This is a genomic window from Aeromicrobium changchenzhani, assembly GCF_057586615.1.
Window position 1 is genome coordinate 1,515,601 of record NZ_CM172480.1, and the last position, 25,215, is coordinate 1,540,815.

The 25,215-nt window shown below is 61.2% G+C and carries 25 protein-coding genes; 21 read left to right on the forward strand and 4 right to left on the reverse strand.

The window, feature by feature from the left end:
* Positions 1–30 precede the first annotated feature (30 nt).
* The 10 genes from AC2YB9_RS07665 to AC2YB9_RS07710 are packed head-to-tail and all read left to right on the forward strand — an operon-like array spanning position 31 to position 9,479.
* The gene (locus AC2YB9_RS07665) at positions 31–945 is read left to right on the forward strand and encodes an ABC transporter ATP-binding protein (RefSeq protein WP_487268220.1); all 915 of its coding nucleotides are present in this window, start codon (positions 31–33) and stop codon (positions 943–945) included.
* On the forward strand, positions 942–1,739 hold the full coding sequence (locus AC2YB9_RS07670) for an ABC transporter permease (RefSeq protein ID WP_487268221.1): 798 nt from the start codon (positions 942–944) through the stop codon (positions 1,737–1,739). The genes AC2YB9_RS07665 and AC2YB9_RS07670 overlap by 4 nt, the downstream gene beginning before the upstream one ends.
* A 32-nt stretch (positions 1,740–1,771) precedes the next feature.
* Positions 1,772–2,983 carry a 1-deoxy-D-xylulose-5-phosphate reductoisomerase gene (gene dxr / locus AC2YB9_RS07675; RefSeq protein ID WP_487268223.1) on the forward strand — a complete coding sequence of 404 codons (1,212 nt, stop codon included), beginning with the start codon at positions 1,772–1,774 and terminating at the stop codon, positions 2,981–2,983.
* The gene (locus AC2YB9_RS07680; protein ID WP_487268224.1) at positions 2,980–4,278 is read left to right on the forward strand and encodes a M50 family metallopeptidase; all 1,299 of its coding nucleotides are present in this window, start codon (positions 2,980–2,982) and stop codon (positions 4,276–4,278) included. Before dxr ends, AC2YB9_RS07680 begins: the two co-directional genes overlap by 4 nt.
* Positions 4,275–5,417 (forward strand): flavodoxin-dependent (E)-4-hydroxy-3-methylbut-2-enyl-diphosphate synthase, encoded by a 1,143-nt coding sequence (gene ispG / locus AC2YB9_RS07685; RefSeq protein WP_487268225.1) that lies wholly within the window; start codon positions 4,275–4,277, stop codon positions 5,415–5,417. The genes AC2YB9_RS07680 and ispG overlap by 4 nt, the downstream gene beginning before the upstream one ends.
* Before the next feature lie 11 nt (positions 5,418–5,428).
* The gene (locus tag AC2YB9_RS07690) at positions 5,429–6,253 is read left to right on the forward strand and encodes a GNAT family N-acetyltransferase (protein WP_487268227.1); all 825 of its coding nucleotides are present in this window, start codon (positions 5,429–5,431) and stop codon (positions 6,251–6,253) included.
* A gap of 30 nt (positions 6,254–6,283) precedes the next feature.
* Positions 6,284–7,051, forward strand: a complete 768-nt coding sequence (locus AC2YB9_RS07695; RefSeq protein WP_487268228.1) for a polysaccharide deacetylase family protein — start codon at positions 6,284–6,286, stop codon at positions 7,049–7,051.
* Positions 7,052–7,063: 12 nt separating this feature from the next.
* Complete coding sequence (locus AC2YB9_RS07700) at positions 7,064–7,327, forward strand: Calx-beta domain-containing protein (RefSeq protein WP_487268229.1); 264 nt, start codon at positions 7,064–7,066, stop codon at positions 7,325–7,327.
* 27 nt (positions 7,328–7,354) lie between these two features.
* The gene (locus tag AC2YB9_RS07705) at positions 7,355–7,717 is read left to right on the forward strand and encodes a DoxX family protein (protein WP_487268231.1); all 363 of its coding nucleotides are present in this window, start codon (positions 7,355–7,357) and stop codon (positions 7,715–7,717) included.
* Positions 7,718–7,733: 16 nt separating this feature from the next.
* Entirely contained in the window at positions 7,734–9,479 is a 1,746-nt protein-coding gene (locus AC2YB9_RS07710) for a proline--tRNA ligase (RefSeq protein WP_487268232.1), read from the forward strand.
* Between the two features lie 17 nt (positions 9,480–9,496).
* Here AC2YB9_RS07710 and AC2YB9_RS07715 read toward each other — a convergent pair whose 3' ends face one another.
* Together AC2YB9_RS07715 and AC2YB9_RS07720 are read right to left on the reverse strand one after the other, a co-directional pair.
* Positions 9,497–9,907 carry a DUF4439 domain-containing protein gene (locus AC2YB9_RS07715; RefSeq protein ID WP_487268234.1) on the reverse strand — a complete coding sequence of 137 codons (411 nt, stop codon included), beginning with the start codon at positions 9,905–9,907 and terminating at the stop codon, positions 9,497–9,499.
* Positions 9,904–10,407 carry a hypothetical protein gene (locus AC2YB9_RS07720; RefSeq protein ID WP_487268236.1) on the reverse strand — a complete coding sequence of 168 codons (504 nt, stop codon included), beginning with the start codon at positions 10,405–10,407 and terminating at the stop codon, positions 9,904–9,906. The genes AC2YB9_RS07715 and AC2YB9_RS07720 overlap by 4 nt, the downstream gene beginning before the upstream one ends.
* An 88-nt stretch (positions 10,408–10,495) precedes the next feature.
* Here AC2YB9_RS07720 and rimP point away from each other — a divergent pair, with 88 nt between their 5' ends.
* The 9 genes from rimP (at position 10,496) to AC2YB9_RS07765 (ending at position 19,319) form a co-directional block, all read left to right on the forward strand.
* The gene (rimP, locus tag AC2YB9_RS07725; RefSeq protein ID WP_487268237.1) at positions 10,496–10,948 is read left to right on the forward strand and encodes a ribosome maturation factor RimP; all 453 of its coding nucleotides are present in this window, start codon (positions 10,496–10,498) and stop codon (positions 10,946–10,948) included.
* Position 10,949: 1 nt separating this feature from the next.
* Complete coding sequence (nusA, locus tag AC2YB9_RS07730) at positions 10,950–11,972, forward strand: transcription termination factor NusA (protein ID WP_487268239.1); 1,023 nt, start codon at positions 10,950–10,952, stop codon at positions 11,970–11,972.
* Between the two features lie 2 nt (positions 11,973–11,974).
* Entirely contained in the window at positions 11,975–12,253 is a 279-nt protein-coding gene (locus AC2YB9_RS07735; protein WP_487268240.1) for a YlxR family protein, read from the forward strand.
* A gap of 139 nt (positions 12,254–12,392) precedes the next feature.
* Positions 12,393–15,158 (forward strand): translation initiation factor IF-2, encoded by a 2,766-nt coding sequence (gene infB / locus AC2YB9_RS07740; RefSeq protein ID WP_487268241.1) that lies wholly within the window; start codon positions 12,393–12,395, stop codon positions 15,156–15,158.
* 13 nt (positions 15,159–15,171) lie between these two features.
* Positions 15,172–15,618, forward strand: coding sequence for a 30S ribosome-binding factor RbfA (rbfA, locus tag AC2YB9_RS07745; protein WP_487268243.1), 447 nt, complete (start codon positions 15,172–15,174; stop codon positions 15,616–15,618).
* Complete coding sequence (gene truB / locus AC2YB9_RS07750; RefSeq protein ID WP_487268245.1) at positions 15,615–16,514, forward strand: tRNA pseudouridine(55) synthase TruB; 900 nt, start codon at positions 15,615–15,617, stop codon at positions 16,512–16,514. The genes rbfA and truB overlap by 4 nt, the downstream gene beginning before the upstream one ends.
* Positions 16,515–16,517: 3 nt before the next feature.
* Positions 16,518–17,765 (forward strand): phospholipase D-like domain-containing protein, encoded by a 1,248-nt coding sequence (locus AC2YB9_RS07755; protein ID WP_487268247.1) that lies wholly within the window; start codon positions 16,518–16,520, stop codon positions 17,763–17,765.
* A gap of 55 nt (positions 17,766–17,820) precedes the next feature.
* Complete coding sequence (locus tag AC2YB9_RS07760) at positions 17,821–18,288, forward strand: VOC family protein (RefSeq protein ID WP_487268248.1); 468 nt, start codon at positions 17,821–17,823, stop codon at positions 18,286–18,288.
* An 86-nt stretch (positions 18,289–18,374) separates the two neighbouring features.
* Entirely contained in the window at positions 18,375–19,319 is a 945-nt protein-coding gene (locus AC2YB9_RS07765) for a bifunctional riboflavin kinase/FAD synthetase (RefSeq protein WP_487268578.1), read from the forward strand.
* A 21-nt stretch (positions 19,320–19,340) separates the two neighbouring features.
* Here the strand turns inward: AC2YB9_RS07765 and AC2YB9_RS07770 are convergent, their stop codons facing one another.
* Positions 19,341–20,246, reverse strand: a complete 906-nt coding sequence (locus AC2YB9_RS07770; protein ID WP_487268250.1) for an SGNH/GDSL hydrolase family protein — start codon at positions 20,244–20,246, stop codon at positions 19,341–19,343.
* Between the two features lie 242 nt (positions 20,247–20,488).
* On the opposite strand from AC2YB9_RS07770, the gene rpsO reads away from it, so the two are divergent.
* Entirely contained in the window at positions 20,489–20,728 is a 240-nt protein-coding gene (gene rpsO, locus AC2YB9_RS07775; protein ID WP_487268579.1) for a 30S ribosomal protein S15, read from the forward strand.
* 230 nt (positions 20,729–20,958) lie between these two features.
* On the forward strand, positions 20,959–23,199 hold the full coding sequence (locus AC2YB9_RS07780; RefSeq protein ID WP_487268252.1) for a polyribonucleotide nucleotidyltransferase: 2,241 nt from the start codon (positions 20,959–20,961) through the stop codon (positions 23,197–23,199).
* A 153-nt stretch (positions 23,200–23,352) separates the two neighbouring features.
* Here AC2YB9_RS07780 and AC2YB9_RS07785 read toward each other — a convergent pair whose 3' ends face one another.
* Positions 23,353–25,194 carry a neutral/alkaline non-lysosomal ceramidase N-terminal domain-containing protein gene (locus AC2YB9_RS07785; protein ID WP_487268254.1) on the reverse strand — a complete coding sequence of 614 codons (1,842 nt, stop codon included), beginning with the start codon at positions 25,192–25,194 and terminating at the stop codon, positions 23,353–23,355.
* Positions 25,195–25,215: the final 21 nt, after the last annotated feature.

Sequence of the window (25,215 nt, forward strand, 5' to 3'; positions counted from 1 at the left end):
GTGTGCGGTGAGCACTGACAGGTTGGAGGCATGATCAAAGTAGAAGGACTTACCAAAACGTACGGTGGCTTCCGAGCCGTCGACGACGTCTCATTCGAATGCAAGCCCGGTACGGTCACCGGTTTTCTCGGGCCCAACGGGGCCGGCAAAACCACCACGATGCGGATCCTCGCCGGATTGACGCCAGCGGATCGGGGCTCAGCGACGATTTCCGGTGCTCGCTACCGTGACATCCCCAATCCAGGTACGCAGGTGGGAGTCCTGCTGGACGCGTCAGCACAGCATGCCGGCCGCACCGGCCGCGAAGTCCTCACCCTTGGCGCACTCACGATGGGCCTGCCGATGTCCCGCGTCGACGAGATGTTGGCGTTGGTGAGTCTCACCCCGGCGGAGGCGAAACGACGAATCCGCAATTATTCGCTCGGTATGCGTCAACGCCTCGGTATCGCCCACGCATTGCTCGGTGACCCACGGATCATGATTCTGGATGAGCCGGCCAACGGGCTCGACCCGGCCGGTATCCACTGGATGCGTGGACTGCTTCGCGAATACGCCAACCGTGGTGGCACCGTGTTGTTGTCGTCGCACCTGTTGCATGAGATCGAAGTCATCGCCGACGACCTGATCGTCATCGGGCAAGGCCGCATCGTCGTACAGGGCACGAAGGTCGAATTGCTCAAAACCGCCGGAACATTTGTCAAATCAGGTGATCCGGACGCACTCGTGCGATCTCTCACGGCCGCGGGCCTGAGTGCAGTGACATCTGGCGATGCCGGCTTGCGCAGTGATGCGACGCCTGAACAAGTCGGCAAGGCTGCGGCGGCAGCAGGCGTTGCACTCGTCGAACTACGGCCTGCCGATGGTGCCGGCCTTGAAGAAATGTTCCTCAACCTCACCGGCGACACCCAGCGTGAACAGCTGACCCAGCAAGGAGCGACCGCATGAGCACCGCAACGCAGTTCGAAACCATCGACCTCACCAAGACCGGCATCCCGATGACACGGCTGGTCAACGTTGAACTCCGCAAATTATTCGACACCCGCGCAGGTAAATGGCTGGTTATCAGCATTGCCGGGCTGTCCGCGCTCGTCATGATCATTATGTTGTGGGTTCTGGCAGCGCAGGACGGGCGCGCCACGTTCGAAGACTTTGTCGGGGCAATGAGCATCCCGATGAGTGTCCTTCTTCCGGTGCTCGGCATTATGTCGGTAACCAGCGAATTCGGGCAGCGGACCGGCTTGGTGACTTTCACTCTTGAGCCGCGCCGTAGCCGAATCATCACAGCGAAGTTGATCGGCGCGATCATTGTTGCGGTCGGTGCGCTCGTGGTATCGGTGTTGATTGGTGCGCTGGGCAATGTTCTATTTGGCGTTTTCACCGGCTTTTCGCCCGTTTGGAATGTGAGCATGGTGCAGCTGGGCGGATTCTTCCTGCTGCAGGTAATCGGTCTGGTGACCGGCTTCGCCTTCGGCATGGTGTTTCTCAACACCGCAGCCGCGATTGTGTTGTTCTTCGTCTATAGCTTCGTGCTACCCGGCATTTTTGCCGTCGGTGCCGCCCGGATGCACTGGTTCGAACAGGTCCAGCCGTGGATCGACTTCTCCTTCGCTCAGGGGCCGTTATTCGATGCCTCCATGACCGGCAAGAACTGGGCCGAGTTTGCGACATCGGGCCTGATCTGGTTGGTCCTGCCCATGACGATCGGCATCTGGCGGCTGTTGCGTTCGGAGGTCAAGTAGGTCCGGTAGGCGCGATACGCGAGAATGGCGACATGCATAGGCATGTCGCCATTCTTGGTTCCACGGGCTCGATCGGCACTCAGGCGCTGGAACTCATCAAAGCCAACCGTCAACGGTTCACCGTTGTCGCGCTGGCAGCCGGTGGCAATCACCCGAAACTGCTGGCCCAGCAGGCAATCGAGTTCGAAGTCCCGCTGATCGCGGTGGCCAACTCGACAGCGGTTCAAGACATTCAATTGGCGTTGTATGCGGAGGCGCAGAAACGTGGCTACTCCGAAGGGGACTTCACCTTGCCACGCATCATCGCCGGGCCTGATGCCGCGACAGAAGCGGCCCGTACACCGTGTGATGTTGTCCTCAACGGGATGACCGGGGCGGTCGGGCTCCTCCCGACCTTGGCGGCGCTCGAGCAGGGCACGAAGCTGGCGTTGGCTAACAAGGAATCGCTGATCATCGGCGGCGAGCTAGTGCTCGCTGCTGCCAAGCCGGGCCAGCTGGTTCCAGTCGATTCGGAACATTCTGCGCTCGCCCAGGCAATGCGTGGTGAACGGATCGAGGACGTCGCCAAACTGATCGTCACCGCGAGTGGGGGACCGTTCCGCGGTCGGACTCGGGCCGAATTGGTCGATGTGACGCCGACTCAGGCCGCAGCGCATCCGACCTGGGATATGGGCCCGGTCATCACCATCAACTCTGCGACATTGGTCAACAAGGGCCTTGAAGTCATCGAGGCACATCTGTTGTTCGGTATCGGTTTCGACCGGATTGAGGTTGCCGTACACCCGTCCTCGACCGTGCACTCGATGGTCGAGTTCGTCGACGGGGCCACGATGCTGCAGGCATCCCCGCCGGACATGAAGCTCCCAATCGCCCTTGGCCTGGCCTGGCCTGAGCGCATCGCGGGGGCGACTGCACCGTGTGTCTGGACCGAGCCAGCGACCTGGGAATTCTTTCCGCTCGACAACGAAGCGTTCCCAGCCGTCGAACTTGCACGCAAGGCTGGCCGCTTTGGCCGCACCGCGCCTGCTGTGTTCAATGCCGCCAACGAGGTGTGCGTCGACGCGTTCATTCGTGGCGATTTGGACTTCCTTGGCATAGTTGACACCGTTGCGGCCGTCGTCGATGAGCACCTGACCGATCCCAACGTACGATTGGGGGAGACCACACTGGACTCCGTTCTGGCCGCAGATGCGTGGGCACGTGAGCGCGCGAAAGCCCTGACCGAAGGAAGAACTACCTCGTGAATGCCCTGATCTACACGCTCGGCGTCGTCGTGTTCGTGCTCGGCGTGGCGATCTCGATCGGGCTGCACGAGGCCGGTCACATGTATCCGGCCAAAAAGTTTGGAATCAAGGTAACCCAGTACTTTGTGGGTTTCGGCAACACCATTTGGTCGTTCAAACGCGGCGAGACAGAATATGGCATCAAAGCCATCCCGCTTGGCGGCTACGTCAAACTGGTGGGCATGTTGCCGCCGGGCAAGGGGCAAGACCCCGATGAAATCCGCGACACCAATACGGGGATGTTCACGCAACTGATCGCCGATGCCAGGGATGCGGAGTATGAACATATCCGCCCTGAGGACCGTGACCGGCTGTTCTACCGCAAGGCATGGTGGCAGAAACTCATCGTCATGTCCGGCGGACCGGTGGTCAACATTTTCTTGGCAATCATGCTCTTCGCGATCGTGTTCATGGGCTTTGGCATTCAGACCCCCACAACGACAGTGCAAACAGTTTCCGATTGCGCCATCAGTGACGTTGAGGCAGGGCGGACGTGTACGCCATCGGATCCAGTCGCGCCAGCGAAGGCCATCGGATTGGAAAAGGGCGATCGGATCGTCGGCTTCAACGGCACCAAGATCAACGACTGGGATCAACTCACCGGCCTGATTCGGGCTAATGGGGCGCGTTCGGCAGACATCTCATTCATCCGCGGTGACACGACGCTTACCAAGACGGTCACGACCTCGGTCATACCGCGTCTCGCGGTCGACAATCCGGACAAAACCGTTGATGTCGGCTTCCTTGGCGTCGGCCCTACCCAGGTCAACCAACGCCAAGGTCCGGCGTTCGTCGGTGAGCAGATGTGGGTGATGACCAAGGGGACGACATCGGTCATCGTCCATCTGCCGCAGCGCATGGTCGCAGTCACCAAGGCGGCGTTCGGTGCGCAGCGTGAGGCAGACGGCCCGATCAGCGTCGTCGGCGCGAGTCGGGTGGCCGGCGAAATGGTCACCGTGGATAAGCCCACTTTGGCCCAGAGCACTCAGCGGATACTGAGCCTACTGGCCGCGGTCAATCTGTTCCTCGCATTGTTCAACTTCATCCCGTTGCTTCCGCTTGACGGCGGCCATATCGCAGGCGCACTGTGGGAAGCGGTGCGGCGTGGCTGGGCTAAGCTTAGAAGTCGGCCCGATCCGGGCTACGTGGACGTCGCCAAAATGCTGCCGGTGGCCTATGTCGTCGGCTCTCTCCTTATAGTCATGAGTGTGATTCTGATTTATGCCGATATCGTCAATCCGGTGAAACTGACATGACCGTTGACTTGGGACTACCCGAAGCGCCGCCGCCGGTTCTGGCCGAGCGCCGCAAGACCCGCCAGATCAAGGTCGGCAAGGTTCTGGTCGGCGGCGATGCCCCTATCTCGGTGCAGTCGATGTGCACGACGCTGACCTCCGACGTCGATACGACGCTTCAACAGATCGCCGAACTGACTGCGGCTGGTTGCGACATCGTCCGCGTCGCGTGCCCCAGTCAGGACGACGCCGAGGCGTTGCCACGTATTGCAAAGCACTCGCAGATTCCTGTTATCGCGGACATTCATTTCCAGCCCAAGTATGTATTTGCTGCGATTGAGGCTGGTTGTGCGGCAGTCCGGGTCAACCCGGGCAACATCCGCAAGTTCGATGACCAGATCAAAGCCATCGCGCAGGCCGCCAAGGACCACAACACCTCGATCCGGATTGGCGTCAATGCCGGCTCGCTCGACAAGCGACTGCTGGAGAAGTACGGCAAGGCCACTCCCGAAGCGCTGGTTGAGTCGGCCGTCTGGGAAGCGTCCCTGTTCGAAGAGCACGATTTCCATGACTTCAAGATCTCGGTCAAGCACAACGACCCGGTGATCATGGTTCGCGCCTATGAAATGCTGTCTGAACGTGGTGATTGGCCACTTCATCTCGGGGTTACCGAGGCTGGGCCCGCGTTCCAAGGAACGATCAAGAGCGCGACGGCTTTCGGAGCACTCCTGAGCCAGGGCATTGGTGATACGATCCGCGTCTCGCTGTCCGCGCCGCCGGTTGAAGAGGTCAAGGTCGGTATCCAGATCTTGCAGTCGCTCAACCTGCGCCCACGCAAGCTCGAAATCGTTTCCTGTCCGTCTTGTGGACGTGCCCAGGTGGATGTTTACACGCTGGCCGAGCAAGTCACCGCTGGCCTCGAAGGCCTTGACGTGCCGCTGCGTGTTGCCGTGATGGGCTGCGTCGTCAATGGACCGGGCGAGGCGCGTGAAGCCGACCTCGGCGTTGCGTCGGGCAACGGCAAGGGGCAGATCTTCGTCAAGGGCGAGGTCATCAAGACGGTCCCGGAGAGCAAGATCGTCGAGACTTTGATCGAAGAGGCGATGCGGATCGCCGAGAGTATGGAATCGGGCGACGGCCCCGTCGTATCCGTCAGCTGACGGACCGCAACATGTTGCGCAACCTGGGAACGGGCGATCTTGCCCCGCTTCGGGAGCTGCTCGCCGACGACCCGTTGGTCAATTTGTTTGTTGACTACCGAGTGGCGACAACACATCTGCAGCCGAGTTGGCTCGGTGGCGCAATTTGGGGATATTTCGAAGCGGGCGAGCTTATTTCGGCGTGTCACGCGGCGGCCAATCTCATACCGGCGCAGGCGACCCCCGAGGCATTGGCCGTATTTGGTGAACATGCATTGGCGACCCGGCTCAAGTGTTCGTCGATCGTAGGTCTGCAGTCGAGCGTCCTGGCATTGTGGGACATCCTGGGGCCGTCCTGGGGACCAGCGCGTTCACCCCGGACCAATCAGCCGTTCATGGTGCTTGAAACCGACAGCGAACTCGAGCCCGACCCACGAGTCAGAAATGTTCGGATCGATGAGATCGAAACTCTGTATCCGGCCAGCGTTGCGATGTTCAGGGAAGAAATCGGCCTCGACCCCGAAGCGGGCAGCCGCACCGGCTATCGCGGACGGGTTACGCAATTAGTTGCTCAGGGTTGGTCATTTGCGATCATCGAGAACGATAAAGTCCTGTTCAAGGCGGAGATCGGGGCTGCCACCGCGAATGGTTGTCAGATTCAAGGCGTTTATGTCGATCCGGCGCATCGCGGCCAAGGGATCGCCGCACCGGCGATGGCGGCGGTGGTTCAGCAAGCTCGCGCACGGGTCGCACCGGCGGTGTCGTTGTACGTCAACCACCACAACATCCCGGCCCGCCGAACGTATGAGCGGGTTGGCTTCGAACAGCGTGCGACATTCGCAACAATTCTGCTGTGAATCCGTAACGAATCGGCCTATGGTTAACCGGTGATTCGTCTCTTTGTCGTGATCGCCGCGATTGTGGCGGGGACTCTCGTAGTTGTCGCTCCGGCCGATGCGATGATCGCTCCAGACACTCGGTGCCGTTCCGGGTCGGTCGCGATCACTTTTGACGACGGACCGCACCGGACGTTTACGCCGAAGCTGCTCAAAGTCCTACGGGCCAATCATGCGCAGGCCACGTTCTTCGTCCAAGGCAGGAACGCCAAGCGCTATCCGGAACTCCTTCGCGCCGAGATCGCGGACGGCCACGCAGTAGAGAATCATTCTTGGGACCATCCGCAGCTGACCCGTTTATCGAGCGCCAAAGTCAGCAGCCAGATCGCCCGTACGACGTCGGTAATCCGCCGGGCAACGGGCATCATGCCCAAATTCGTACGGCCGCCATACGGTGACACCAACGTACGGGTCAGAAAGGTCTTCAGGCAGCGGCAGCTGAAGCAGGCGCTCTGGACGATCGACACGAACGACTGGCGCGGCGGTAGCTCGGCGACGATCACAAAGGCAGCACTCAAGGGGCTTCGCAAGCACCGGTCCAACGTGATCCTGATGCACGATGCGGTCAGGAACTCCCCGCGCACCATCAAGGCGGTGCCGGGCATCGTCAAGGGATTGCGAAAGGCCGGCTATTGCCTCGTCCCGTTGCAGGTAACCGCTCCACCTTCACGCATCTCAGCGCACAGCGTGTCGGTCAATGAGGGCACGTCTGCTACCACCAAGACAACAGTCACCTTCGCACTGGATACGCCGTCATAACGTAATGCGAGTTTGCGGGTCTATACGGTAGATGGCACCGCGGTCGCCGGCAAGGACTACACCGCTGTCCGCAAAGTTCTCGCGATTAAACGTGGTGCTACGAAAGTGTCGACCGTGATAACAATTATCGCCGATCCGAAACCGAGTCCGAACAAAACCTTCAGCCTGATGCTCGATCAGTCCAAAAATGTGAAAATCGGGACGCCCAAAGTCACGATCACGGTGGCCGACAACCCTGACTGGGCCGCGCGGCGGAGCGCTCTCATCGGGCCGTAATCGGACCGCGCCGCTAGGCTCGGATTCATGAGCCTCAGCATCAAGGCGCTTGCCGCCATGTTCTCCGCGTCGGCGGTCATCCACTTCGTCCGGCCCGAGACCTTTGAGTCGGCGGTGCCGAAACCGCTGCCCAAGAAGCGTGAGCTCGTTTACGTCTCAGGGGTCGCTGAGGTCGCCTGCGCCGCGATGCTCGTCCACCCGCGTACGCGCCGGATCGGCGGAGTGCTCTCGGCGGGTCTGCTCGCCGCAATCTTCCCGGCGAATGTGCAGATGACCGTTAGCGCTCTGCGCAGCTCCAAAGCGTCGACCTGGTACAAAGTCGCGACGATCGTGCGCCTCCCGTTGCAGTACACCCTAATCCGCACAGCCCTCGGAGCGGCCAAGTCGTGACGGATAGGCTTCGGGCATGCGTATGTCCAAGCTCTTTGTCCGAACCCTGCGTGATGATCCGGCCGATGCCGAAGTCCCCAGCCACCGGCTGCTGACACGGGCCGGGTATGTGCGCCGCGCTGCCCCCGGGATCTACACATGGCTCCCGTTGGGGCTCAAGGTCCTGCGCAATGTAGAGAAGATCGTGCGCGAAGAAATGGACGGTATCGGTGCCCAGGAAGTTGAGTTTCCGGCGCTGCTCCCGCGCGAGCCCTATGAGGCGACGGGCCGTTGGGAAGAATTTGGTTCGAGCCTGTTTCGACTCAAGGACCGTCGGGGCGGCGATTATCTACTCGGCCCCACGCACGAAGAGATGTTCACACTTTTGGTCAAGGACCTCTACTCGTCCTACAAGGACTTGCCGCTGAGTCTTTACCAGATTCAAACGAAGTACCGTGATGAAGCACGCCCGCGCGCCGGTATTTTGCGCGGTCGGGAATTCGTCATGAAGGATTCCTACTCCTTCGACGTTGACGATGCCGGTCTCGAACAGGCCTATCAGGCCCACCGAGCGGCTTACATTCGGATTTTTGACCGGTTCGGTTTCGACTACGTCATCGTCAAGGCCACGGCAGGTGCGATGGGCGGATCGGCGAGCGAGGAATTCCTCGCGGTGGCCGAGAACGGCGAGGACACCTATGTGCGCTCGCCCGGCGGCTATGCCGCGAATGTCGAGGCCGTGACAACGCTCATTCCCGAGGCAGCGCCCTTTGACGGATTGCCTGCAGCCCATGCGGAGCAAACCCCGGCCACCCCCACGATTCAGACCCTTGTCGATCACATCAATGCGGAGTTCCCTCGCGCGGATCGACCCTGGACCGCCGCAGACACCCTCAAGAACGTCATCGTGATGTTGAAGCACCCGGATGGCACCCGTGAGCCGCTTGCGATCGGCGTACCCGGTGACCGTGATGTGGATGAGAAACGCCTGCAGGCACAGGTTGAGCCGGCCGAAGTCGAGGCATTTGATGCCGCCGAATTCGCCAAGAACCCGGCGCTGGTCAAGGGCTACATCGGGCCGGGCGCGCTGGGTCTGGAAGCAGCATCAGGCATTCGTTATCTGACCGATCCGCGCGTCGTTGCGGGCACCCGTTGGGTGACGGGCGCGGATATCGACGGTTCGCACGTCATCGATCTGGTGGCCGGTCGTGACTTCACCGGCGATGGCACGATCGAGGCAGCGACGATCCATCCCGGGGATCCCGCTCCCGATGGTTCGGGCCCGCTTGAACTCGCGCGCGGCATCGAAATGGGACATATTTTCCAGCTTGGCCGCAAGTATGCCGAGGCATTGGATCTCAAGGTGCTCGATGAGCACGGCAAGCTCGTCACAGTCACGATGGGCTCATATGGTGTAGGCGTTTCGCGCGCGGTGGCCGCAATCGTCGAGAACTCCCATGACGACATCGGCATCGTATGGCCGAAGGAGGTCGCGCCTTACGCTGTCCACCTGGTCATTGCCGGCAAGGACGAAGCGGTTGTTGCGGGCGCCGAGCAGCTGTATGCCGAGCTGGAAACGGCCGGGATTGGGGTTCTGTTCGATGATCGTATGGGCAAGGTCTCGCCCGGCGTCAAGTTCAAGGATGCCGAGCTTCTCGGTATGCCGACGATCGTCGTCGTGGGCAAGGGCTTCGTCGACGGGGTTGTCGAGGTCAAAGACCGTAAGACCGGTGACCGCCAGAACGTGCCGGTTGATGAGGTCGTTGCATTCTTGGCCACGTGAGCTGCGACGTGAACTGGTCAGTCCGGCAGGCCTGGGAATGCGGCTGGTTCAGCATGCCAGTCAAGACCTGCGAGCGCGGCTGCGCGTAGCTTTTTGACCGCAAATCCTCGGTCTGAGGCATCGCCGACGCCGATCACCGCGAGATAGGCGGCCTGGCATTTTGTTTCGATCGCCTGGGCAAGCGCCTCACCTTGCGCGGTAGTTTTGGTCGGGCTGACGGCATAATCGGAGCGCGGTCCCGGAAGCCTCAACCCCGCCAACATGGCTAACAGAGCGTCCCGGTTGCGGCGATGGCTTTTGTATGACGATTGCGCCCTGTTGTCGAGGGCATCGATGCGCGCGCCGATGACACCATAGAGCCACAGCGCTTCGTGCTCGATCGCAAGGCAATTATGCAATGCGGTGAGTGCTGCCTCCGAGCGGCTCATGCGTTCTGCTTTCGTATTGCCTTTAGCACCACGACAGCTTGGGCGAGGCCAGCGGACATGGCCCCGAGAACCTGCGCGAATTCACCCGAAACCGCGCTGAGCGCAGCGGTTGAACGGGCGTGTTCGGAACCGCGAAAGTCGGCAATTAACAGATCGAGTGCCGCTGTTGCATCGGTTGGTGCAGTCTTTTTGCCCGTGTCGGTGAGCGGACCGCCGAGTTGCTTGAGCTGGTTTTGGAGGTTGGCCAGCAGGGGAGTGAGCGATTTGGTGAGATCGATATGCGCTGCCGATACTGCGGCGGTCAGCGCGAGCAGTGCGTCCTGATCAGTCCGAGCACGTTTGAGGATCGCGAGATCGGCATCGGCCGCGCGCCGCTGTGGTTCGAGCCCGACCGTACGGGCCAGATCGTCGAGTCGATGCGTGCGGTCGCCGACGATGCCAGCGACCGCGAGCAACGCGATACCGGCTCCGGTGCCCATGAGTGCGCGTCGACTGATCACTACGGCAGGTTATACGTCCGGGATGCTCTAGGCTTGACCCGACACCGCCATAGTTGGCGTGCCGACAAAAGAAGATGGAGGAAGAGCCATGACCGACAGGCTCGAGACGCTAGTCGCCAAAATCGTGAGCGATCTGGGTTTCGACCTCGAAGCATCCGAACTCACCCCGGCTGGCAAACGGCGGGTCCTCCGCATCGCGATTGACACCGATGGCGGCATCACGATTGATCACATTGCCGCGGCAACCCGTGAACTTTCTGCCGCCCTCGACGAATCAGATGTGATGGGGTCGATGCCCTACACCCTCGAAGTCACGTCCCGTGGCGTCGACCGACCGCTGACCCTTCCTCGGCATTGGTCCCGTAATCAAGGACGCCTAGTCAAGGTGCATCTTGTTGACGGCAGCACGATTGAGGGCCGGATCCTCGCCGCTGCTGAGGACGACGTGCAAATCACCACCACTGGGGGCGAGCAGACCATCGCGTACGTCGAGGTCAGCAAGGCCCTCGTCCAGATCGAACTCAACCGGAAAGGCGTCTGACGTGGATATCGACATGTCGGCACTTCGTGCCCTCGAACGCGAAAAAGATTTGTCGTTCGACGTCGTTGTCGAAGCGATCGAACAGGCGCTCCTGTCGGCCTACTTCAAGACACCAGATGCGCAACACACTGCGCGCGTCGAGCTCGAGCGCAAGTCTGGCCATGTCACCGTCTGGGCACGCGAGCGTCTCGCCGATCTCGAACCGGTAGGCGAGGGCGAACGCCCACAGCCGCAGTTCTCTGAGGAATTCGACAACACCCCCGATGACTTCGGCCGCTTTGCCGCAACGATCGCACGCCAATTGATCATGCAGCGGCTCCGCGATGCTGAGGATGAACGTCAGTTCGGTGAGTTCTCCGGCAAAGTCGGCGACATCGTCTCCGGCATCATTCAGCAGGGGCGCGAGCCGGGCGATGTTCTGGTCGACCTCGGCAAGGTTGAAGCGCTAATGCCGATTGCTGAGCGCGTGGCAGAAGAAAAATACGTTCACGGCGAGCGCATAAAATGTTATGTCTACCTTGTCGAGAAGGGCATGCGCGGACCTCGCGTCAAGGTCTCCAGAACGCATCCACAGCTGGTCAAGTTGTTGTTTGCACTCGAGGCACCTGAGATTGCCGACGGCACCGTGGAGATTGTCGAAATCGCTCGCGAGGCCGGCCACCGCAGCAAGATTGCGGTGCGTTCGACGGTTCCGGGCATCAACGCCAAGGGTGCCTGCATCGGCCCGATGGGACAGCGAGTACGCAATGTTATGAGTGAACTGCACGGCGAAAAGATCGACATCGTCGACTACAGCGACGATCCGGCTGAGTTCATTGCGCAGGCACTTTCACCGTCACAGGTCAAAAGCGTGACGCTCGTGGACTTGCAGACTCGTTCGGCCCGCGTCGTCGTCCCAGACTTCCAGTTGTCGCTTGCGATCGGCAAGGAAGGGCAGAATGCGCGACTCGCCGCACGGCTCACCGGTTGGCGAATCGACATCCGCTCGGACACCGAGGGCGCGGAGCCTTCGCAGAAGGGTTAGACTTGTCCACGGTTGTTCGTACGTGCATCGGTTGTCGAGAGCGTGCGGACTCAGCCACTCTGGTGCGAGTCGTCGGGGTTCGGTCGTCATCTGTATGGGTGATCACACCGAATCCAAACGGATCGCTACCGGGCCGCGGAGCGCACCTGCACCCCACGGTCCAGTGTCTCGACCAAGCCATACGCCGCAAAGCGTTCGGCCGGGCCCTCCACCTAGAGGGCGCGATCGACACCGATTTGGTGGCTACGGCCATCCGGGATACAAATGAGCAGAAGAAATGACCGCCGAACGCAACCCTGCGTTCCCGAAAAGAATTCGGAGCACCCGCTCATGAGCACTCGATGAGTAACTCCAAATGATCTTGTACGTCAACTAGCGGTCTGTGCCCCTCCCAGGGTTCGGACCCCCTGAAGGAGAAAAGTGGCTGTAAGAGTCCATGAACTCGCACGCGAGTTCGGAGTCGAGAGCAAAGTCGTCCTGTCCACCTTGAAGGACATGGGCGAATACGTGAAGTCCGCGTCTTCCACTGTGGAAGCACCGGTCGTCCGCCGACTCAACGAAGAACATGGCGATACGTTGCGCGCCCAAGGCGCAGCCAAGAAGAAGCCGGCCAAGAAGGCTGCTGCCAAGAAGGCCGACGACAAGCCGGTCGAGGTTGCTGCCCCCACTGAGGCACCCGCCGACGCACCCGTCGAGGTGCAGGTCGAAGCACCTGCCGCCACGACCACAGCGCGGCCCGGGCCAAAACCCGGCCCTAAGGCGCCTGCAGCCGTCAAATCTGAGCTGCCTGCAGCCGAGCCGGTCGACGCGCCGGCGGCAAAGGCCGCACCAGAACCACCGGCTGATGAAATCCCGAAGCCACCGAGCGCAGCGACACCGGGCCCTCGTCCGGCCGCACCGGGACCGCGTCCTGCGGCCCCCCGTCCGTCGGGTGCTCGGCCGGGTAACAACCCGTTCTCAACCACGCAGGGCATGCGCAACACGGCGCCGCGTCCTCCGGCCGCACGCGAAGGTGGCACGCCGGCTCGTCCGGGTATGCCTCGCCCCAATCCGGCCATGATGCCCAAGCAGAGTTCACCTGCGCTTGGTGCTCGTCCGGCCCGTGGTGGCGGACCAGGTCGCGGTGCGCCCGGTCGTCCCGCTGGAGCCGGTCGCGGTGCGCCCGGTTCGACCGGCGACAACCGCGGTGGAGCAAGTCGTCCCGGTGGGTTCGCTGGTCGTCCCGGCGGCGGTGGACCACGCGGCAATAACCGTGGTGGCACGCAGGGCGCCTTCGGGCGCGCTGGTGGCCCGGTTCGTCGTGGTCGCAAGAGCAAGCGCGCGAAACGTCAGGAATTTGACCAGATGCAGGCGCCCGCCATTGGTGGCGTGCGCGTTCGCAGGGGCAACGGCGAGCCCGTACGTCTGACCCGTGGTTCGTCGCTCGGTGACTTTGCCGAGAAGATCGGTGTCGATGCGGCATCGCTCGTTGAAGTGCTGTTCCACCTAGGCGAAATCGTCACGGCCACGCAATCGGCCAATGACGAGACGCTGATGTTGTTGGGCGAAGAGCTCAACTACACGGTCGAGGTCATCTCGCCCGAGGACGAGGACCGCGAGCTGCTCGAATCCTTCGATCTCGAGTTCGGTGAGGATGTAGGCGGCGAGGCCGACCTGTACTCGCGTCCGCCGGTCGTCACTGTCATGGGTCACGTCGACCACGGCAAGACCAAACTGCTCGATGCGCTGCGTTCGAGCAATGTCATTGCGAAGGAAGCCGGCGGCATCACCCAGTCGATTGGCGCCTACCAGGTGACAACCGAGCTTGATGGCGCTGAACGCAAGATCACCCTGATCGATACGCCAGGTCACGAAGCGTTCACCGCAATGCGTGCCCGTGGTGCGCAGGCCACCGATATCGCGATCCTCGTGGTCGCGGCCGACGACGGCGTCATGCCGCAAACAGTCGAGGCGCTCAACCACGCCAAGGCTGCAAGCGTTCCAATCGTCGTCGCGGTCAACAAGGTGGATAAGCCCAATGCCGATCCGACCAAGGCTCGCGGACAGTTGGCCGAATATGGTCTGGTGCCCGAGGAGTACGGCGGCGACACGATGTTCGTCGACGTGTCAGCCAAGGCCGGCACCGGTTTGGAAGATCTGCTGGCGGCCGTGGTTTTGACCGCGGATGCTTCGCTCGATCTTCGTGCCAACCCATCGCAGCACGCCGAGGGCCTCGTCATTGAGGCGCACCTCGACCGTGGCCGTGGCCCGGTTGCCACCGTCCTCGTCCATCGCGGAACGTTGCGCGTTGGCGATTCGCTTGTCGCTGGCCCGGCCTTCGGCCGCGTTCGCGCACTGCTCGATGAGTACGGCAACAACATCGACGAAGCCGATCCGTCGCGACCGGCACTAGTTCTCGGCCTGACCGCCGTGCCTGGCGCCGGCGACAACTTCATGGTCGTCTCTGATGACCGCCTGGCCCGTCAGATCGCTGAGAAGCGTGAAGCGCGTGAACGCAATGCGCTCCTCGCCCAACGCAGTGGTCGACGTACCTTGGAGGACTTCATGTCCTCGATGGAGAAGGGCGAAGCCGACGAATTGCTGCTCATCCTCAAGGGTGACGGTTCGGGTTCGGTCGAAGCGCTCGAAGATGCGCTGGCCAAGATCGATGTGGGCGACGACGTCAGCCTGCGCGTCATTGATCGAGGTGTCGGTGCGATCACCGAAACCAACGTCATGCTGGCCGCAGCGTCCAACGCGATCATCATCGGCTTCAACGTCCGCCCGCAGGGCAAGGCCACCGAAATGGCCGACCGCGAAGGCGTCGAGATCCGCTACTACTCGGTCATTTACAACGCGATCGAGGAGATCGAACAGGCGCTCAAGGGCATGCTCAAGCCGATCTTCGAAGAAGCTCAGCTCGGCACCGCAGAGATCCGCGAGATCTACCGCTCGTCCAAGATCGGCAACATCGCCGGCTGTATGGTCACCGGCGGCACGATCAAACGCAACTCGAAGGCTCGACTGCTCCGAGACGGCACTGTGGTCAAGGACAATCTCGATCTGGGCAGCCTCAAGCGCGAAAAGGACGACGCCTCCGAGGTCCGCGAGGGCTTCGAATGTGGTCTGACGCTCAAGGGCTACAACGACATCAAGATTGGCGATGTCATCGAGACGTTCGAAATGCGCGAGAAGCCGCGCGTCTGATGGAGCATTTCTGATGGCAGGCAAACGAAACCCGAAAGTCGCAGACCGGATCAAGGTCATCGTGGCGGAGATGCTGGAGCGTCGGATCAAAGATCCGCGGCTCGGCTTTCTCACGGTGACCGACGTCCGGCTCACCGGCGACAGCCAGCATGCTTCGGTGTTTTACACCGTGCTGGGTGACCAGATGGCGATCGACTCCACCGCGGCCGCGCTCAGAAGCGCGACTGGGGTGATTCGGTCCGAAGTCGGTAAGCAACTTGGACTGCGACACACTCCTTCAATCGAGTTCTTCCTCGATGCGGTGCCAGAAACTGCACGGCAGATCGAAGACTTGCTATTGAAGGCTCGTGATCAAGATGCTGCAGTGGCGGCGCAAGCCGTTGGTGCCGAGTACGCCGGCGACGCCGATCCGTACAAGAAAACCGATGACGCCGAGGAACTCGAGGACGAGGCGGAGTGACCGAAACGTCGAATCCTGGCTCGCACTCGGGACTCGTGATCGTCGACAAGCCGTCCGATTGGACATCTCACGATGTCGTCGGGCGGCTCCGTCGTCTCGCCGGCACCCGCAAGGTCGGCCACGCGGGCACCCTCGATCCGATGGCAACCGGCGTCCTCGTTCTCGGCATCAATCGGGCCACCCGTCTTCTCGGTCACCTGATGCTGACCGAGAAGGAATATTTCGCCACCATCCGCCTTGGTGTCACGACCGTGACCGACGACAAGGAAGGCGAGGTCATCGCTGAGACCGCCGCCGACCAACTCAGCGATGCTCAGATCCGGGCCGCGGTCGGCCCGTTCCGCGGTGCCATCGAGCAGGTTCCGTCCGCAGTGTCGGCGATCAAGGTCGATGGCAAACGCTCGTATGCGCGCGTACGAGCGGGCGAGGCCGTGGCGCTCAAGGCCCGGCCAGTCCAAGTTAAACAATTTGACGTGATCGGTATCCGTACCGATGGTTCGGTGCGCGATGTCGACGTACGCGTCGTGTGTTCGAGTGGTACCTACATTCGGGCGCTTGCGCGTGATTTGGGTGCAGCGCTCGGCGTCGGTGGCCATTTGACTGCGTTGCGTCGGTCACGCGTTGGTGGCTTCACCCTCGATGATGCGAAAACGCTGGACGAGTTGGCGGCGGACTTCACCTTCATTGACCTTGAACGCGCAGCACGCTCGACCTTCCCGGTATTCGAGGCCGATCCAACACAGGCGACTGACATCGGTTTCGGCCGGGCATTGACCGGCGTTGATCTTGGTGCCGCTGGCCCGGTGGCGGTATTCGCGCCCGATGGACGCTTTCTCGCGATCTACACCGCAACCGACGGTGGAGCCAAAGCAGTCGCCGTCTTCGCTAGTGTCTGAGCCATGAAGATCACTCGCGGAACGCCGTGGCGGCTGGGGCAGCGGGTCATTGTTGTCTGGACGTGCGCGATCGTGGGGGTTGTCCTCGGATTGATGGTGACGAGCAAGGTCCGCAAGGTGCAGCGTGTCAGGAAAGCCGACGACGGATTCCCCATCACGGCGCCGGTGCCCACCGATATTGGCACGGGCAATCAGGCGACCACATTCACCTACGGTGCCGACCTGTTTGATGACATGCTCGCTGCGATCGAAGGCGCCTCGACACGGATCCTGTTGGAGACCTACATCTGGAAGCACGATTCGGTCGGTAAACAGTTCAAAACGGCCCTGATCCGTGCCGCTGATCGTGGCGTGGCCGTCTATGTGATCTATGACGGATTCGCCAATCTGGTCGTGTCGCCGAAATTCCTTCGTATGCCCAAACCGATCAAATCGTTGCGGTATCCAGTTTTCAACCTCGGCATGCTGGTGCCGAGCATCCGCCGCTTTGGCCGCGATCATCGTAAGATCTTGGTCGTAGATGAGGGTGTTGGATATGTCGGCGGCTACAACATCGGCACGGATTATCGTACAAATTGGCGTGACACCCACATCAAGATCGAAGGTCCGGCAGTTTGGGATCTCGACAATGCGTTCGTGGACTTCTGGAACCAGCGGCACCCCGAGGCCGAACACATCAAAGAGGCCGGATCGCCCTCCTGGGAATCGCATATCCGTGCCCATCGCAATGTGCCGCGGCAGATGATCTTCCCCATCCGGGGCATGTATCTGGAAGCGATTGATCGGGCTCAACATCACATCTTCATCACGGCGGCGTACTTCATACCTGATGGCGATATCCTTGCGGCGCTCAAGGCGGCCTGTAAACGGGGAGTGCTGGTTAAAATCGTCATGCCAAAAATCTCCAATCACGTCGTCGCCGATTGGCTGTCGCGCGGCTTCTATTCGGAACTGTTGAACGCCGGCGTCGAGATATTGCTTTACAAGGATTGGATGGTGCACGCCAAGACCGCGACGATCGACGGCAAATGGTCGACGATCGGCACCGCGAACATCGACCGACTGAGCCTTACCGGCAACTACGAGATCAACCTAGAGATCCTTGATGACGGTGTTGCATCCCACATGGAGACCGTTTTCGACAATGACTGCACGAACACGGAGCGGCTGTCGGTTGAGGCTTGGCATGCGCGCAGTTTCGTGGTGCGAGCATGCGAGCTCATCCTCAGACCACTGCGACCTTTGCTCTGAGGACAAAATCCCGTCCACCGCTGTCCACCATGGATTGAAGCGATAAGGAGACAAAATGAGAATGCACCATGTTCAGGTTGCGTGCGCCTTGGGAGCCGAGGACTCCGCACGACGATTCTATTGCGACGGGCTTGGGCTCATCGAGGTGGAAAAGCCCGAAGATTTGAAGTCAAAAGGCGGTGCGTGGTTCCGAGCGTATGACGATTCGGGACTGGTGACCGCCGAGATCCACGTTGGTGTGGAAGAACAATTTGTTCCCGCGCTCAAAGCGCATCCCGCTCTGCAGGTAGCGAGCGTGACTGAACTCGAGAGTGTCGCGACGCGGCTGAGCAACCTCGGGTTCGACGTTGACTGGAGTCAGCGCTACAACTTCCCAGGCAACGAGCGGTGTCATACGGCCGATGGCCAAGGTAACCGAGTCGAGCTGCTTGCGCCGGTCAACGCAAAGTCAACCCGGGATGATGCGGAGGGAGAAGCTGTCGTAGCCGAACTGGTGAACCGATCCTTCGAGCGCCGCCCATAACGGTAGTGCCAAGCTCCGTCGGTGAATTCAGGTTTAGCCGGACTCCTGCTGGTGGCCGATGACGGCTGTGGCACAGTTTTCCCGTGATGATCTGGCGTGAGGTGGACGGAGCGGCGACTGAGCCGGCCGCTGGACCCACCGTTGTCACGATCGGTAATTTCGACGGTGTTCATCGCGGCCATGCTCACGTCCTTGCTCGGGCGCGTGCCCTTGCTGAACGACTGGGCGAGGATGAGCGTCTGCCGGTAATTGCGGTGACCTTCGATCCACACCCGCTAGAAGTCATTGCCCCGGCCCGAGTGCCCTTGCAACTGAGCACCCTCGAACGTCGGATTGCGCTATTGCACGAAGCCGGGGCCGATCAGGTGTATGTCTTGGCCTTCGACGCTGCCATGGCGGCGTTGCCCCCCGAAGAGTTCATCCAACGGGTTCTCATCGATCAACTCCAGGTGGCGGGCGTCGCGATCGGCGTGAATTTCCGCTACGGCCACAAGGCGGCCGGCGACGTCGAATTGCTACGCAACGTTGGTGCTACTGCAGGATTCGTCGTGGACGGACTGAGTCTTGATGGGGGAGCGGTGGCATTCTCCTCGACGCTAGCCCGTTCTCTGGTCGCGGCCGGCGACGTGGCTGCCGCCGCCGAGGTGCTCGGCCACCCGCACAGCGTCACCGGAATTGTCGTCAAGGGCGATCAACGCGGGCGCGAACTGGGCTTCCCGACCGCCAATCTGCCGGTCGACTCGACTGTGGCGGTGCCGTTGGACGGCGTGTATGCCGGTTGGCTCGTGCGCGCCGACGGCGATCGTCTGCCCGCCTCAATCTCGGTCGGCACCAATCCGACGTTTAACGGGATCGAACGCCGGGTTGAGTCGTATGTTCTCGACCGGACTGATCTCGACCTCTATGGCGAGCAGATCCGGGTCGAATTCATTGAGCGGCTGCGCGGAATGGTCACCTACGAAGGTGTCGAGGCGTTGATCGTGCAGATGAACGACGACGTGGATCGCACGCGCGCGGTTCTTAAGCTCTAGGCGTCTTAACCTCGGGGCTGCTTAACCTCTGGGCACCGAACTCAGCACCGCGTTGTTCGGTGCCTTGGGCGGAGATTTCGCCGTTAATTGCCGGTAGATCTGCTGGGCGACGGCATTCATACCGGCACGAAAGGGGTGAAACGCCGCGGCTTTGAACAAATCAGTGTGCAGCCCGTTAACCCATGCTTGCGCTCCTGAGCACATGTCGTGGCCGCTCGAAATGGCATAGGAATCAATGAAGATTGCGTGCTTGGTGCGCGCCGCGGCCGCTAGCGATGCGTTGATCCTTCGCTGGATCGCATCCGCCTGTTTGATCTTGAACTGCGTGACTGGCAAGGCTGGACACGCGTCATTCTTGGGGAGTGCACGCAGATAGCCGACCACAACGATACGGGCATGCGGTGCCCGTTCGTGGATCGCGTCGATGGCCTTCTCAAGATTGGCCTGAATGGCGTCGGCTTGGCGGAGCTTAATGTTGATATTGCCTTCGCCGAGCAGCGCTTTCAGCACGCTCTGGAATAGTCGGAAATCATTGCCGCCGAGGCCGATCGTGACGAGATCGGTCTTTGCGGTGACAGCATCCAACTGCGGCGGCGTTTCAGTGTCACGGTTTTGGGGAAGCCCCATACGAATGCTCTGCGAGGCGTAAAGATCCGCGGTGTCCGCTCCACTGCAGGTGGCGTCGGTCAACGATCGGACTCGGAGATAAGCAGCTAGATAGCCGGCATAATTGGCTTGCGAACGGCCGCAGAGCGCGGGCTGCGGTTCTGCCGTAGGCGCTATCAACGGCCCCGCGGAGTATGAGTCGCCGAGCGCGACATAGTTGATACTTGGGCGAACTGTGGCCTGAGTTGCAGCAGATGGTGAACATGCCGCAAGCAGCGCTAGCGCGCAGGACAATATGGGGATCAGCAAGGCCTTGGGCACAGTCACCTCGTCAACTGGGGAGCGGAACCTAATCGTTCATAGTAGTCCAAGGCCAGATCCGTGCGCACCGATTGGCTTCGACGTGGCTCACGCTGATAACCTGACCATGCCGTATAACGGCCACGGAATCATAGTGCCCGGGTGAACAGGCCCCGGCGCGCCGTGCAACGAATTACCTGAAGGAGAACCGCGTGTCGAAAAAGACTGCGCAGCCCACGGTCGCGGGAGCGTCCACGCAAGACATTATCGCCCAGTACGCCGTCAACAAAGGCGACACCGGATCCCCGGAAGTCCAGATTGCCTTGCGCACCGCGCGCATTGCGCACCTGACTGAGCACCTCAAGGTGCACAAGCACGACCATCACAGCCGTCGTGGCCTGCTCCTACTTGTTGGCCAGCGTCGTCGTCTGCTGAACTACCTGCAGAAGACCGACATCGAGCGTTACCGTTCGCTGATCGAGCGCCTCGGTCTGCGTCGATAGTCCTAAACAAGCGGTCACTCCCTCGGGGTGGCCGCTTGTTGTACAAATAATTTCATACAGTTCGTACGTTCCATGACGGAGCAGCCGCCGGCCGACCAGCTCGGTCCTCGGTAGTGGCATTCGGGTTTTCGACCCGCGTGCCTCGATCGAAGACCGGCACGAAATACCCGCCGCAGCATGCTCCGTCTCTCCAATGAGATGAGCAGGCCAAGCCTGCGGAAGGGATTCCTATGACGGAACCCACAATTCACAGCGTCGAAACCGTTATCGATAACGGCTCCTTCGGCACTCGCAAGGTTCGTTTTGAGACCGGGCTGCTGGCCCGCCAGGCCGCCGGCGCAGTCGCGGCCTACCTCGACGACGACACGATGCTTCTGTCGGCCACGACGGCCGGCAAGCACCCCAAGGATCATTTCGACTTCTTCCCGCTGACTGTCGATGTCGAAGAGCGCATGTATGCCGCCGGTCGCATCCCCGGATCGTTCTTCCGTCGTGAAGGACGTCCCAGCGAAGACGCGATCCTCACCTGCCGTTTGATCGATCGCCCGTTGCGCCCGACCTTCAAGAAGGGGCTGCGCAATGAGGTCCAGGTTGTCATCACGGTCATGGCACTCAACCCCGATCACGCCTACGACGTGCTGGCAATCAACGCGGCCTCGGCGTCGACGCAGATTTCCGGTCTTCCGTTCTCCGGTCCGGTCGGCGCGACTCGGGTTGCATTGATTGACGGACAGTGGGTCGGCTTCCCGACTCATACCCAGCTCGCCAACTCGGTTTTCGACATGGTCGTTGCCGGCCGCGTCGCTCGCCAAGACGATGGCACCGATGACGTCGCGATCATGATGGTTGAGGCCGAGTCGACTCCACAGACCTGGGACCTCGTCCAGTCTGGCGTTCAGGCGCCAACCGAGGCGATTGTTTCCGAGGGCCTCGAAGCTTCCAAGGTATTCATCAAGCAGCTGTGTGAGGCACAGGCCGAACTGGCCAAGGTTGCCGCCAAGCCGGTTCAAGAGTTTCCGATCTTCCTCGACTACCAAGACGATGTCTATGACGCAGTCAAGGCAGTTGCCAGTGAGCGTCTCGCCGAGTCGCAGACGATCGTTAGCAAGTCCGAGCGCGAAGCGCGGGAGTCCGAGATCAAGGCCGATGTGCTCGATGAGATCGGCGCAAAGTTTGAAGGTCGCGAGAAGGAACTCGGCGCCGCGCTGCGGGGGGTCACCAAGTCGATCGTCCGCGAGCGTGTGCTGCGCGACAAGGTCCGAATCGACGGACGCGGCTTGGCCGACATCCGTGAGCTCAGTGCCGAAGTGGGCGTTATCCCGCGCGTGCATGGTTCGGCGCTGTTCCAGCGTGGCGAGACCCAGATCCTGGGCATCACAACGCTGAATATGCTTGGTCTCGAGCAGAAGCTCGACACGCTGTCACCGGTCAAGACTGTCCGCTACATGCACAATTACAACTTCCCGCCGTTCTCGGTTGGCGAAACCGGTCGCGTGGGCTCGCCCAAGCGGCGCGAAATTGGTCACGGTGCCCTCGCTGGCCGTGCCCTGGTCCCGGTCCTGCCGACACGTGAGGAATTCCCTTACGCGATCCGTCAGGTCTCTGAGGCGCTCGGCTCCAACGGTTCCACCTCGATGGGTTCAGTTTGTGCGTCCACGATCGGTCTGCTCAACGCGGGTGTCCCGCTGCGTGCGCCGGTTGCGGGCATTGCCATGGGCCTCATCTCCGGTGAGATCGACGGCAAGACTGAGTACGTTGCGCTGACCGACATCCTCGGCGCCGAAGATGCTTTCGGCGACATGGACTTCAAGGTTGCCGGCACACCGGACTTCGTGACTGCTCTGCAGCTCGATACCAAGCTCGATGGCATTCCTGCCTCGATCTTGGCCGCCGCGCTTCAGCAGGCCCATGACGCTCGCCTCACGATTCTGGATGTCATGGCGCAGGCCATCTCCGAGCCCGATGAGATGAGCCAGTACGCTCCGCGCATCCTGACCATCAAGATCCCGGTCGACAAGATCGGCGAGGTGATTGGCCCCAAGGGCAAGGTCATCAACCAGATCCAGGACGACACGGGCGCGAAGATCTCGTTGGAAGACGATGGCACGGTCTACGTCGGTGCGGACAACGGCGATGCCGCCGAAGCCGCCCGCACGATGATCAACTCGATCGCCAACCCGACGATGCCCGAGGTCGGCGAGCGTTACCTGGGCACCGTCGTCAAGACGGTCGACTTTGGTGCGTTCGTGTCGCTGTCACCGGGCAAGGACGGCCTGCTGCACATCAGCAAGCTGCGTGAGCTCAATGGTGGCCAGCGGGTCAACAATGTCGAGGACGTTGTGAAGGTTGGCGACAAGATTCAGGTCCAGATCGCCGAACTTGGCGACCGTGGCAAGATCTCGCTCGTCCCCGTCACGGCCGATGATGATGCAGCTGATGATGATGCTTCGGCTGAGGATGCCGACGCCTGATCACCGCCTAAAGCAGCAACCGAACGCCCCCGACCGTCCGCGGTTCGGGGGCGTTCGTCTTTGCCCGTCGCTCACGGCATGACTCACGATGAGGGTTCTGGACGGTGGAACAACACGAATCCCTCATCGTTCGTCCGCAGCGGGGATTGGCCGTCAGGTGATGATGATGGGATCGGTGGTCGCGGTCGTGCGGCCGATATAGGTCAATCGATAGGTTCCTGGCGACCCCGTCTGCCACATTGCGGTGGCAGACCAGCGCCAACGACGATCATGCGCCCACTCGATCGTCGTGTCGAGCGAGCTGTCATCGGCGACGGGTTCCCAACCGGCGAGAGTTTCACGCTCCACCAGCAGATAATTTGGGCGGATCGTGGCATTGGGATGATCGGCGGCAAACGTGACGGTGATGGTGGTGCCCGCGGCCGCGGTGCTTGGTGCTGACAACACTGCGATCGGCTGCCGCCGTTCCAGCCGCGGCGACCCGGTCGGGCTGGCAATTCGTACGCGTTGCCGCTGCGGTGGAGTTCCCGCATCAACGCGACGACCCGAAGCCATCGCGCCGGCCAATGCGATCACGATGTCGTTCAGTGCCGCCAACTCATTGCGGCCGAAGATCGTCGAGCCGCCCTCATACAACTGCTCGTCATATTCCTCGGGTGTGGTGAGGTAATGGGCATAACCATTTGCATATCCTTGGATCAGGACGTGATCTAGGTCGGCGGCGAGCGCGGCGGCCGCCGCACGGCGTAACCGCAAGCCAGCAACGACAGTGACCTCGATCGGCAAACAGATCAGGTAGAGACTGCCAATTCGTACGAGCTGGATCGGATAGGTCTCAGCGATCCAGCGCATGGGACCGGCCGGGATTGCATAATCCTTGGGGGCATGGGCGGTTGCCGCACGCGGGAACACCCTGGCCAGCGCCGAGGTGATCTTCTCGAATACCGGATTGTTTTTGCCCTCGTCGAAAAATGCGGCGCCAGGCCCGTCAGTCAGTTTGCCAGCGGCGAAACTTGCGCCGAGAATCGCGCGTCCGGTTGGCCCGGCGGCGGTGAACCGGTGGGCTAGATTCGCGTACGTCATGCGAACCTGAAGCAGGGGAGTGAGCGTCTCGCCTGCCGCGGTTGACAGGGTCGTCGCCGCGGCCAGCTGGCGGCTACCGATGATGCGCGCGTTCTCGCGTGGATCATCGGTTGGCCCGGTCCCGGGTCGCAGACTGAGATTCGGCGAAATATCACCCGCATTGGTCTGGGCAAATGCCGTGACGAGTTCGGCGTGCGGTGTGCGGGGGACCGCTCCCTGGTTCTCCCACAACAGCGCTGCAACACCCTTGTTGTCCGCGCTGATCAGCCGATTGCGGTTGGTCATCGACGTCGCATGGACGGCGAACCAATTGATCGCGCCGACGAGTTGTCCATCCCGCTCGATGCGGAGCAAGCTGCTCATTGGATCCACCGAATTGATGAACGGTTCCCGATCCGCCGCAGGATTGCGATCGAAGGCGGCCTGAGCACGATTGGCACTCGCATCAGTCAGTTCGGTCCGGTTGAGGATCGCGATGCTGGGAGTCAGGTCGTCATGGGCGAGTGAAATCGCCTCGATGACACCGTCGACGACGCGGTCGAAGGTTCGTGCGTGGAATCCCTTGGTGGTGATGTTGTACAGGATGTGGTGGCCGTGGCCGCCAGGCCCGCAATGCGTATGCGTCGCGGTGAGGACGACATTTCGTGCCGTATAGATGCCATTGAAACGACGCTCCAGCCCGGCCAAGATCGCCTCGACGGTCGACTGGAAGAACATGCCGATGTCGGCAACCACAAACACAATTTGTTCGGAACCGTCGTTGAATACGAAGGCCCTTGCGAACTGCCGGCTCAAAATACCTTTGGTCCACTGATCGGGCATGCCGTAGCCCATCATGCCTGCACCCCAAGGTTCGCCGGTTATGTCGGCAACGCCGCGGCCGATCTTCATTCGCATGTCTCGTTCGGTCACGGGTGAACTCTAGCCGTGAGA

What these genes read in the sequence shown, in the direction of transcription:
- AC2YB9_RS07665 (WP_487268220.1), top strand. Translation starts at nt 31, where the DNA reads ATGATCAAAGTAGAAGGACTTACCAAAACGTACGGTGGCTTCCGAGCC.
- AC2YB9_RS07670 (WP_487268221.1), top strand. Translation starts at nt 942, where the DNA reads ATGAGCACCGCAACGCAGTTCGAAACCATCGACCTCACCAAGACCGGC.
- dxr (WP_487268223.1), top strand. Translation starts at nt 1,772, where the DNA reads ATGCATAGGCATGTCGCCATTCTTGGTTCCACGGGCTCGATCGGCACT.
- ispG (WP_487268225.1), top strand. Translation starts at nt 4,275, where the DNA reads ATGACCGTTGACTTGGGACTACCCGAAGCGCCGCCGCCGGTTCTGGCC.
- AC2YB9_RS07690 (WP_487268227.1), top strand. Translation starts at nt 5,429, where the DNA reads ATGTTGCGCAACCTGGGAACGGGCGATCTTGCCCCGCTTCGGGAGCTG.
- AC2YB9_RS07705 (WP_487268231.1), top strand. Translation starts at nt 7,355, where the DNA reads ATGAGCCTCAGCATCAAGGCGCTTGCCGCCATGTTCTCCGCGTCGGCG.
- AC2YB9_RS07710 (WP_487268232.1), top strand. Translation starts at nt 7,734, where the DNA reads ATGCGTATGTCCAAGCTCTTTGTCCGAACCCTGCGTGATGATCCGGCC.
- AC2YB9_RS07715 (WP_487268234.1), bottom strand. Translation starts at nt 9,907, where the DNA reads ATGAGCCGCTCGGAGGCAGCACTCACCGCATTGCATAATTGCCTTGCG.
- rimP (WP_487268237.1), top strand. Translation starts at nt 10,496, where the DNA reads ATGACCGACAGGCTCGAGACGCTAGTCGCCAAAATCGTGAGCGATCTG.
- rbfA (WP_487268243.1), top strand. Translation starts at nt 15,172, where the DNA reads ATGGCAGGCAAACGAAACCCGAAAGTCGCAGACCGGATCAAGGTCATC.
- AC2YB9_RS07755 (WP_487268247.1), top strand. Translation starts at nt 16,518, where the DNA reads ATGAAGATCACTCGCGGAACGCCGTGGCGGCTGGGGCAGCGGGTCATT.
- AC2YB9_RS07760 (WP_487268248.1), top strand. Translation starts at nt 17,821, where the DNA reads ATGAGAATGCACCATGTTCAGGTTGCGTGCGCCTTGGGAGCCGAGGAC.
- AC2YB9_RS07765 (WP_487268578.1), top strand. Translation starts at nt 18,375, where the DNA reads ATGATCTGGCGTGAGGTGGACGGAGCGGCGACTGAGCCGGCCGCTGGA.
- AC2YB9_RS07780 (WP_487268252.1), top strand. Translation starts at nt 20,959, where the DNA reads ATGACGGAACCCACAATTCACAGCGTCGAAACCGTTATCGATAACGGC.